Raw genomic sequence first — 8,299 nt, 5'->3', positions numbered from 1 at the left:
CTGCATATCGCGGCCCTGCCGGCCCTGGCCCAGCTCTGGCTCACGCCGCTGCTGCCGGCCCTGCAGCGCGAGCTGCCGGGGCTGCAGCTCTCGCTGAGCGCGCTGGAGGCGCCGCCGAATTTCCAGCGCGAGGCCTATGACCTGGGCTTGTTCTATGCGCCGGCGCTGCCGCGCAAGCCGCTGCCCAAGGGTTGCCAGCGCCTGGTGCTGGCCGAGGATGCCTTGCTGCCGGTCTGCAGCCCCAGCCTGCTGGGCCCGCGCGGCCGCGCGCCCGAACTGGCCGAGCAGACCCTGCTGCATGACATCGTCTGGTCGCAGGACTGGGCGCGCTGGCTGAAGGCGGCCGGCCGCAGCGATATCGCCGCGACGGACGGCCCACGCTTCTCGCTCTACAGCATGGCGCTGCAGGCGGCGCTGGCCGGGCAGGGGGTGCTGATGGGGCGGCAACGCCTGGTGGCTGCCGCGCTGGCCGAGGGCAGTCTGGTCGCGCCCTGGGGGGCTGTCGTGCCACTGGCGGAGACCATCGACCTGCTGGTGCCCCTGCCGCGCGCCGGGCAAGACCTGACGCTGCGCCTGGTCGATGCCTTGCAGCGCCTCGGCGGCAAGGGCGCTATGCGAAGATGAGACCACTGTTTCTTTGCAAGGATGTCCCGCCATGATCAAGACCCGTGCTGCCGTCGCCTGGAAGGCCGGTGCCCCGCTGAGCATCGAAGAAGTCCAGCTCGACGGCCCGCGTGCTGGCGAGGTGCTGGTGGAGATCAAGGCCACCGGCATCTGCCACACCGACTACTACACCCTGTCCGGCGCCGACCCGGAAGGCATCTTCCCGGCCATCCTGGGCCATGAGGGGGCCGGCATCGTGCTGGAGGTTGGCGAGGGCGTCACCTGGCTGAAGCCCGGCGACCATGTGATCCCGCTCTACACGCCCGAGTGCCGGCAGTGCAAGTTCTGCCTGTCGCGCAAGACCAATCTCTGCCAGGCGATCCGCAGCACCCAGGGCAAGGGACTGATGCCCGACGGCAGCGCGCGGTTCTCGATCGACGGCAAGCCCATCTTCCATTACATGGGCACGTCCACATTCTCGAATCACATCGTGGTGCCAGGTATTGCCCTGGCCAAGATCCGCGAGGACGCGCCCTTCGACAAGGTCTGCTACATCGGCTGCGGCGTCACCACCGGCGTCGGCGCGGTGCTGTTCACCGCCAAGGTGGAAGCCGGTGCGAACGTGGTCGTGTTCGGCCTCGGCGGCATCGGCCTGAACGTGATCCAGGGTGCCAAGATGGTGGGCGCCGACAAGATCATCGGCGTGGATCTGAACCCGGCGCGCGAGAAGATGGCGCGCGAGTTCGGCATGACCCACTTCGTCAACCCGAAGGAGGTGCCCAATCTGGTCGATCACATCGTGCAGCTGACCGATGGCGGCGCCGACTACAGCTTCGAGTGCATCGGCAATACCAAGGTGATGCGCGACGCGCTGGAGTGCACGCACAAGGGCTGGGGCCGCTCCATCATCATCGGGGTGGCCGAGGCCGGCGCCGAGATCAGCACCCGGCCCTTCCAGCTGGTGACCGGCCGCAAATGGGAGGGCAGGGCCTTCGGCGGCGCGCGTGGCCGCACCGATGTGCCCAAGATCGTCGACTGGTATATGGACGGCAAGCTCAATATCGATTCGCTGATCACGCACAAGCTCAAGCTGGAACAGATCAACGAAGGTTTTGATCTGATGAAGCGCGGCGAGTCGATCCGCTCGGTGGTGGAATTCTGATGGAGCTGCTGTCCGAGCACGCCTCCTTCGGCGGGGCCCAGCGCTTCTACAAGCACGAGTCGGCCGAGATCGGCCTGCCGATGCGCTTTGCGCTGTACCTGCCGCCCGAGCCGAAGGCGCTGCTGGTCTTCCTCGCCGGCCTGACCTGCAGCGAGGAGACCTTCACGATGAAGGCCGGCGCCCAGCGTCTTGCGGCCGAGCTGGGCCTGGCGCTCTTGATGCCGGACACCAGCCCACGCGGCGCCAATGTGGCCGGCGAGAGCGCGGCCTGGGACTTTGGCGTCGGCGCCGGCTTCTATCTGGACGCGACGCAGCAGCCCTGGGCCCAGCACTGGCGCATGGAGAGCTATCTGACCAGGGAACTAGTGCCGCTGGTGCAGCGCGAGTTCGGCCTTGATGCCGCACGCACCGGCATCTTCGGCCACTCGATGGGCGGCCATGGCGCGCTGACCCTGGCGCTGCGCCATCCGGGTCTGTTCGCCTCGGTCTCGGCCTTTGCGCCGATCGCCGCGCCGACCCAGTGCCCCTGGGGCGAGAAGGCCTTCAGCGGCTATCTGGGCGATGACCGCAGCGACTGGGCCGCGCACGATGCCAGCGCGCTGATGCGAGCGCGGCCCAGCGCACCCTTCCCGGGCGGTATCCTGATCGACCAGGGCCTGGCCGACAAATTCCTGACCGAGCAACTGCAGCCCGAGGCCTTCGAATGCGCCTGCAAGGCCGCCGCTCAGCCGCTGACCCTGCGGCGCCAGGCCGGCTACGACCATGGCTATTACTTCATCGCGAGCTTTGTCGACGATCATCTGCGCCACCATGCGGCGCAGCTGCTGCCCAAGTCTTGAACACAAGGAGTGCCATGATGGCAAAGGAAACTGCGGTACTGGCTGGTGGCTGCTTCTGGGGCATGCAGGAGTTGATACGCAAGCTGCCCGGCGTGTTGCAGACCCGGGTCGGCTACACCGGCGGCAGCAATGAGAGCCCGACCTACCGCAACCACCCTGGCCATGCCGAGGCGATCGAGATCGTGTTCGACAACGAGGCCACCAGCTTTCGCCGCCTGCTGGAGTTCTTCTTCCAGATCCACGATCCCAGCACGCTGAACCGCCAGGGCAACGATGTCGGCAGCAGCTACCGCTCGGCCATCTTCTACACCAGCGAGGCGCAGAAGGCGGTGGCCATCGACACCCTCAAAGATGTCGATGCCTCCGGCCTGTGGCCCGGCAAGGCGGTGACCGAGCTGGTGCCTGCGCCGCAGTTCTGGGCCGCCGAGGCCGAGCACCAGGACTATCTGCAGCACCGGCCGAACGGCTATACCTGCCACTTCCCGCGCCCCGGCTGGGTGCTGCCGCAGCGCAAGGCGGGCTGAACCCCGGCGTCAGTCCGGCGCGTCGAGATTGCTCCGGACCCGCTGCAGCAGGGCCAGCAGCTGCGCCTGCTCTTGCGGACTCATGCCGACAACGGCCTTGCCTGCCAGGCGTCGGGCCTGCTGCTTCAGCGTGCCCAGCAAGGCCTGACCCTCGGCGGTCAGCGTCAGGCGCGTGTTGCGGCGGTCGGCCGGGTCGGGTGTGCCGTCCAGCAGGCCGCGCTCGCGCAGGCTCTTGACCAGCCGGGCCAGCTGAGCCTTGTCGCGGCCGCTGTCGCCGGCCAGATCGCTCTGCGTGGCGCCCGGGTGGCGGCCGAAATAGCCCAGCACCTTGCTCTCCATATGGGTGATCTGATGCGGGCCGTCGCGCAAGACCTGGTACTGCTGCGCGCGGTACTGATGCATCACGCGATGCACCAGCTCCAGCACATCGTCTTGCGCCGCGTCCGGCCGCCCATGGGCTGTCCCGGTGCGGGGTGAATGGTTGACAATGTCCAATGATTTGCGCATGATGGATGATATTGTCAACCATATCCAGGGAGCCCGCCATGAGTGCAGCCCAAGTCCCATCGGAGCGCCGCGTGCAGCGCCTGCGCCACGAGATCGTTCGCCGCGAGCTGGAGGTGCGTCGGGTCGAGGCGCTGAGCCCGCATATGCGGCGCATCACGCTGGCCGGCCCCGAGCTGGCCGGTTTCCACAGCCCCTCGTTCGACGACCATATCAAGCTGATCTTCGGCCCGGCCGGCGCGGAACCGGCGCGGCGCGACTACACGCCGCGCCACTACGATGCAGCCGTCGGCGAGCTGGTCCTGGAGTTCGCGCTGCATGGCGACGGGCCGGCGGCCGGCTGGGCTGCCCAGGCGCAGCCCGGCCAGCGGCTGACGATTGCCGGCCCGCGCGGCTCCTTTGTCATCCCGCTGGACTATGACTGGCATCTGCTGGCCGGCGACGCGAGCGCGCTGCCGGCGATCGCGCGCCGCCTGGAGGAGTTGCCCGCCGGCGTGCCTGCTCTGGTGCTGCTGAGCGTGCCCGACGCAGCCGACCGCCGCGAGCTCGCCAGCGCGGCCGATGTGCGCTTGCAATGGCTGGATGGCGACGCCGAGCTGATCGCTGCGCTGCGTGCGCTGGCGCTGCCGGCCGGCGAGGGCTATGCCTGGTGTGCCGGCGAGGCCGGCACGATGGCTGCGCTGCGCAAGATTCTGGTCGATGAAAAGGGGCACAGCCGCCACGCGATCCGCGCCGCCGCTTACTGGAAGCGCGGCGCCATCGCCCATCACGAGAACCTCGAGGATCCTGCCTGAGGGTCCCGCCTCAGCCGGCAAGCGGGCGCTGCTGATGGCCGGCTGCGGCCTTGTAGCGCTTGACGAAGGCATCGACCTCGGCCGGGTCGATCACATCGGCCAGCCGCGCAAAGCCATCCGGCGCGCGATCCTCGACCAGATCGAGGATGGCGTCCAGCCCCTCCTGGCGATTCATCGTGACAATGCCGGCGCACAGCGGCCGGCGTTGCGCCTCGTAGGCGTCCAGTGCCGCCTCGACATCGGCCGTGCCGCTCAGCACCTCGGCGATGCATTGCGCATCCATGATGGCCTGGGTCGCACCGTTCGAGCCGATTGGGTACATCGGGTGCGCGGCGTCGCCCAGCAAGGTGATGCGGCCATGGCGCCAGCGCGGCAGCGGGTCGCGGTCCACCATCGGGTACTCCAGCAGCTGGGTGGCGCCCTTGATCATCGCCGGCACATCGAGCCAGTCGAAATGCCAGCCGCCAAAAGTGGGCAGCAAATCGTCCAGCGAGCCGGGCTTGCTCCAGTCCTCGCGGCCGGGCGCCGTCAGGCCGCCGCCGATGCCGTCCTCGCGCAGCCGGCGGTCGCAGATCCAGTTGATCAGCTGCGTGCCGTCGGCCTGCGGCGGCGCGATCGGATAGACGACGAACTTGGCGCGCCGGTGGCCGGCCTGCACCATGGTGCGGCCGTCGAGAAAGGGTGGGGCGAGGCTGGTGCCGCGCCACATCATCATGCCGTTCCAGCGCGGCGCGCCTTCGTCCGGATAGCACTGGCGGCGCAGCGCCGAGTGGATGCCGTCGGCCGCGATCAGCAGGTCGGCGTGCAGCTCGGCCGTGTCGCCGTCGGCGAGCTGGACCTGGGCCAAGACACGATCACCCTCGGTGCGCGCGCCGGTGATGCGCTGGCCGCTGCGCACCCGCTCGGCGCCCAGCCGCGCCTGGGCCTCGGCCCAGAGCTTGAGCTGCAGCTCGCCGCGATGGATGCTCAGCTGCGGATGGCTGTAGCCGCCGGCCAGCCCGCGCACATCGCGGTAGATCTCCTGGCCATGGCGGTTCGCGAACACCAGGGCCGAGGTCTCGACGGCCATCTGGCGCAGCGCCGGCAGCAGGCCCAAACCGTCGAGCACCGCCACCGCATGCGGCAGCAGATTGATGCCCACGCCCAGCGGCTTCAGCGCCGCCGTCGCCTCGCAGACCCTGACCCGGTGGCCGCGTGCCTGCAGCGCCAGTGCGGTCGTCAGCCCGCCGATGCCGCCGCCGGCGATCAGGATGTCCAGGGCCATGGTGTTCTCCTTGTGGTCTTGATAAAGATCAGGGTAAGCGAGATTGTTGCGTAGTGCAACGATATCTAAGCTAGGGAAACCATGAGCAAGCTGCCCTCTCTTGAAGCCCAGCCGCCCGAAGGCCTGCTGATGCCGGTGCCGGGCCTGCGCTACGGCGTGCTCGACGACTTGCTGGGCTATGCCTTGCGGCGCGCACAGAACGCGCTCTACCTGGACTTCTACCGCGCCACCCAGGGCGAGGACATCAGCCCGCAGCGCTTTGCCGCGCTGGTGCTGGTGGCCGAGAACCCCGGCATGCGCCAGGGCCTGTTGGCCCAGGCCATGGGCTTGCACCGCAGCGGTGCATTGCGCCTGACCGACTGGCTCACCGCCCAGGGCTGGGTGGAGCGGCGCGACGACCCGGCCGATGCCCGCTCCTGGGGCCTGCATCTGAGCGCCACCGGCCGCCGCCGCATGGCCCGGCTGGAGCGGGCGGTGCGCGAGCATGATGCCGCTCTGCAGCGCGGCCTGGGCGAGCAGGCTGCCGTGCTGAAGGCTGCGTTGGAGCGCCTGGCCTGGGTGGCCACGGCGGCGGCCCAGCCCCTGCCCTCGAATTCATCCCCCAAGACAACCACTAGGAGACAGCGATGATGCAACGCCGTGATTGGATGCTGAGCCTGGGCGCACTGCTGAGCGGAGCGGGCGCGCGTGCCCAGGGAGCGGCGCCGCGCATCCTGGTCGGCTTCCCGGCCGGCGGCTCGGTCGACGTCAGCGCGCGGCGCCTGGCCGAGGCCTGGCGCGGCCGCATGGCCGAGACCGTGCTGGTGGAGCAGAAAGTCGGCGCCGGCGGGCGCCTGGCGGTGATGGCGCTGAAGGACGCGGCGCCCGACGGCCAGACCCTGCTGCTGAGCCCCTCGTCGATGTTCACGATCTACCCGCATGTCTACCGCAAGCTGGCCTATCGCGCCGAGGCCGATGCAATCCCCGTCTCGCCGGTGGCCAATGCGACCTGCGGCTTTGGCGTCGGGCCCATGGTGCCGGCCTCGGTCAAGACCCTGGGCCAGTTCGTCGACTGGGCCAAGGCCAGTCCGCAGAACGCTGCCTTCGCCTCGCCGGCGGCCGGCGCGATGCCGCATTTCCTGGGCAACCAGTTCGAGCGCGCGGCCGGCATCAAGCTGACCCATGTGCCCTACCGCGGCGCGGCGCCGGGCATGCAGGACCTCATGGGCGGGCAGATCGCCGCCGGCTGTTTCATCGTCGGCGACTATCTGCCGCATCTGGCCAGCGGCCGGGTGCGCATCCTGGGCATCACCGATGCACGCCGCTCGCGCTTCGTGCCCGAGGTGCCGACCTTCGAGGAGCAGGGCTTCAAGGGCATCGAGGGGGTGGAGAGCTACGGCTTGTTCCTGCCGGCCCGCACGCCGACCGCCATCGTCGAGCGGGTCTACGACCTGGCCAAGCTGGCGCTGCGCGAGAGCGCCGTCACCGAAGGCCTGGCCAAGCTGGGTTTCGAGCCCGCATCGGCCGCGCCGGCCGACTACGCGCGCCGCCTGGCGCGCGAGCGCGAGCAATGGGGGCCTGTCGTCAAGGCGTCGGGGTTTTCTTCCGACGATTGACGCCGGTGGCGATGCCGGCAAGACCCAGCATCCAGAGCGCTGTGGTGGCCGGTTCTGGCAGGGCCAGTGCGTACATCGAGTCGCTCAAGACTTGGTGGGCCAGCGTGGTCGGGTGGATGCCGTCGTAGAACAGCGCGCTGGCCGGGTTGCAGCCCAGCACGGCCGCGCCGCAGGCCACGCCGACGTTCTCGATGCCGTAGCTGCTCGGGTTGGCGACCACATCGCCCAGCAGGCCGTAGACATCGAAGCTACGCACGCCGGCGTCCTCAAAGGACAGGCGGGTCTGCAGCGCCGAGTTCATCGCGGCGCTGATCATCGTGGCCAGGCCGGTGCCAGCAGCGCCAAAGCTCTGGGCCAGCGGTGTCAGACCGAAATTGGGTGCGTTCCAGACGATGATGTGCTGCGCACCGGCGGCCTGCAGGCCATCGACGAGATTGCCCATCGTGATCGCGTACTGGGTCGCCAGCGCTTCGGTGGTGGCAAAGGGATCGGCGCCGGCCATCATGTCCATCAGCGCGGCGCTGATATTGGGGCCGCCGCCGGCCACGACATAGAGCCCGTTGGCCTTGGCCTGACCGTTCACGTCGGCGAGGAACATGCCCAGTTGCGAAGTCATGCTGGGCGGCTCGCCCGGCTGCCATGCACCGTCGATCTTGGCGCCGCCAAATGCATAGTTGCCGCCGCCGGCCAGCGAGGGCGTGGCGCTCAGGCCCAGCCGCGTCGCGAACTGCTGGCTCCAGACGGCGCCGTTGCTATAGGTGCCCGAGGCGAACGGTCGGCTGGCGATGTACTGGTTGCCGTCCACGACTTGAGCCGGATCGGCGCCAATGGCCAGCGCGTTATTGCCGCTGTCGGACAGGCTGTCGCCGAACACAGAAAGGCTCGAATAACTGCCGGCCTGCGCGGCACCGGCCAGTGCCAGGCCCAGCCCGGCAAGCAGGTGCACCCATCCATTGGATTTCATCGTGATCACTCCCTGGTGTTTGTGAACCCCGCGCACCGCGATGGGGCAGG

The 8,299-nt window shown here is 69.0% G+C and carries 10 protein-coding genes; 7 read left to right on the top strand and 3 right to left on the bottom strand.

Features of this window, described 5'->3' with window-relative positions:
- From PO768_RS16310 to msrA, 4 genes are all read left to right on the top strand, one after another.
- Positions 1-624: LysR substrate-binding domain-containing protein (locus tag PO768_RS16310; RefSeq protein ID WP_272646891.1), on the top strand; the 624-nt coding region annotated here is incomplete at its 5' end.
- A gap of 34 nt (positions 625-658) precedes the next feature.
- Complete coding sequence (locus PO768_RS16305) at positions 659-1,765, top strand: S-(hydroxymethyl)glutathione dehydrogenase/class III alcohol dehydrogenase (RefSeq protein ID WP_272646893.1); 1,107 nt, start codon at positions 659-661, stop codon at positions 1,763-1,765.
- Positions 1,765-2,604, top strand: coding sequence for an S-formylglutathione hydrolase (gene fghA / locus PO768_RS16300; protein WP_272646890.1), 840 nt, complete (start codon positions 1,765-1,767; stop codon positions 2,602-2,604). Before PO768_RS16305 ends, fghA begins: the two co-directional genes overlap by 1 nt.
- 17 nt (positions 2,605-2,621) lie before the next feature.
- Positions 2,622-3,128: a peptide-methionine (S)-S-oxide reductase MsrA gene (gene msrA, locus PO768_RS16295; RefSeq protein ID WP_440402266.1), complete on the top strand. Its 507-nt coding sequence runs from the start codon at positions 2,622-2,624 to the stop codon at positions 3,126-3,128.
- A 9-nt stretch (positions 3,129-3,137) separates the two neighbouring features.
- Here the strand turns inward: msrA and PO768_RS16290 are convergent, their stop codons facing one another.
- Complete coding sequence (locus PO768_RS16290; RefSeq protein WP_137942772.1) at positions 3,138-3,635, bottom strand: MarR family winged helix-turn-helix transcriptional regulator; 498 nt, start codon at positions 3,633-3,635, stop codon at positions 3,138-3,140.
- Positions 3,636-3,673: 38 nt separating this feature from the next.
- Here PO768_RS16290 and PO768_RS16285 point away from each other — a divergent pair, with 38 nt between their 5' ends.
- Positions 3,674-4,426, top strand: coding sequence for a siderophore-interacting protein (locus PO768_RS16285; protein WP_272646889.1), 753 nt, complete (start codon positions 3,674-3,676; stop codon positions 4,424-4,426).
- A 10-nt stretch (positions 4,427-4,436) separates the two neighbouring features.
- On the opposite strand, the gene PO768_RS16280 is transcribed toward PO768_RS16285, so the two are convergent.
- A complete protein-coding gene (locus PO768_RS16280) occupies positions 4,437-5,690 on the bottom strand; it encodes a flavin-dependent oxidoreductase (protein WP_272646888.1) in 1,254 nt (417 codons plus the stop codon).
- An 81-nt stretch (positions 5,691-5,771) separates the two neighbouring features.
- On the opposite strand from PO768_RS16280, the gene PO768_RS16275 reads away from it, so the two are divergent.
- Together PO768_RS16275 and PO768_RS16270 are read left to right on the top strand one after the other, a co-directional pair.
- A complete protein-coding gene (locus PO768_RS16275) occupies positions 5,772-6,320 on the top strand; it encodes a MarR family winged helix-turn-helix transcriptional regulator (RefSeq protein ID WP_262971737.1) in 549 nt (182 codons plus the stop codon).
- On the top strand, positions 6,317-7,285 hold the full coding sequence (locus PO768_RS16270; protein WP_272646887.1) for a Bug family tripartite tricarboxylate transporter substrate binding protein: 969 nt from the start codon (positions 6,317-6,319) through the stop codon (positions 7,283-7,285). Before PO768_RS16275 ends, PO768_RS16270 begins: the two co-directional genes overlap by 4 nt.
- Here PO768_RS16270 and PO768_RS16265 read toward each other — a convergent pair.
- Positions 7,254-8,249, bottom strand: a complete 996-nt coding sequence (locus PO768_RS16265) for an SGNH/GDSL hydrolase family protein (protein ID WP_272646886.1) — start codon at positions 8,247-8,249, stop codon at positions 7,254-7,256. The genes PO768_RS16270 and PO768_RS16265 overlap by 32 nt on opposite strands.
- Between the last annotated feature and the right edge of the window lie 50 nt (positions 8,250-8,299).

Source organism: Paucibacter sp. XJ19-41, from assembly GCF_028462495.1.
Lineage (GTDB): Bacteria > Pseudomonadota > Gammaproteobacteria > Burkholderiales > Burkholderiaceae_C > Roseateles_E.
Note: the sequence above shows the minus strand (reverse complement) of the source record. Positions and strands in the feature narration are given on the sequence as shown.

Bases quoted from the DNA above. Each gene is read 5' to 3' on its own strand.
- PO768_RS16280 (WP_272646888.1), bottom strand. From the start codon at position 5,690: ATGGCCCTGGACATCCTGATCGCCGGCGGCGGCATCGGCGGGCTGACG.
- PO768_RS16285 (WP_272646889.1), top strand. From the start codon at position 3,674: ATGAGTGCAGCCCAAGTCCCATCGGAGCGCCGCGTGCAGCGCCTGCGC.
- fghA (WP_272646890.1), top strand. From the start codon at position 1,765: ATGGAGCTGCTGTCCGAGCACGCCTCCTTCGGCGGGGCCCAGCGCTTC.
- PO768_RS16275 (WP_262971737.1), top strand. From the start codon at position 5,772: ATGAGCAAGCTGCCCTCTCTTGAAGCCCAGCCGCCCGAAGGCCTGCTG.
- PO768_RS16270 (WP_272646887.1), top strand. From the start codon at position 6,317: ATGATGCAACGCCGTGATTGGATGCTGAGCCTGGGCGCACTGCTGAGC.
- PO768_RS16265 (WP_272646886.1), bottom strand. From the start codon at position 8,249: ATGAAATCCAATGGATGGGTGCACCTGCTTGCCGGGCTGGGCCTGGCA.
- msrA (WP_440402266.1), top strand. From the start codon at position 2,622: ATGGCAAAGGAAACTGCGGTACTGGCTGGTGGCTGCTTCTGGGGCATG.
- PO768_RS16290 (WP_137942772.1), bottom strand. From the start codon at position 3,635: ATGCGCAAATCATTGGACATTGTCAACCATTCACCCCGCACCGGGACA.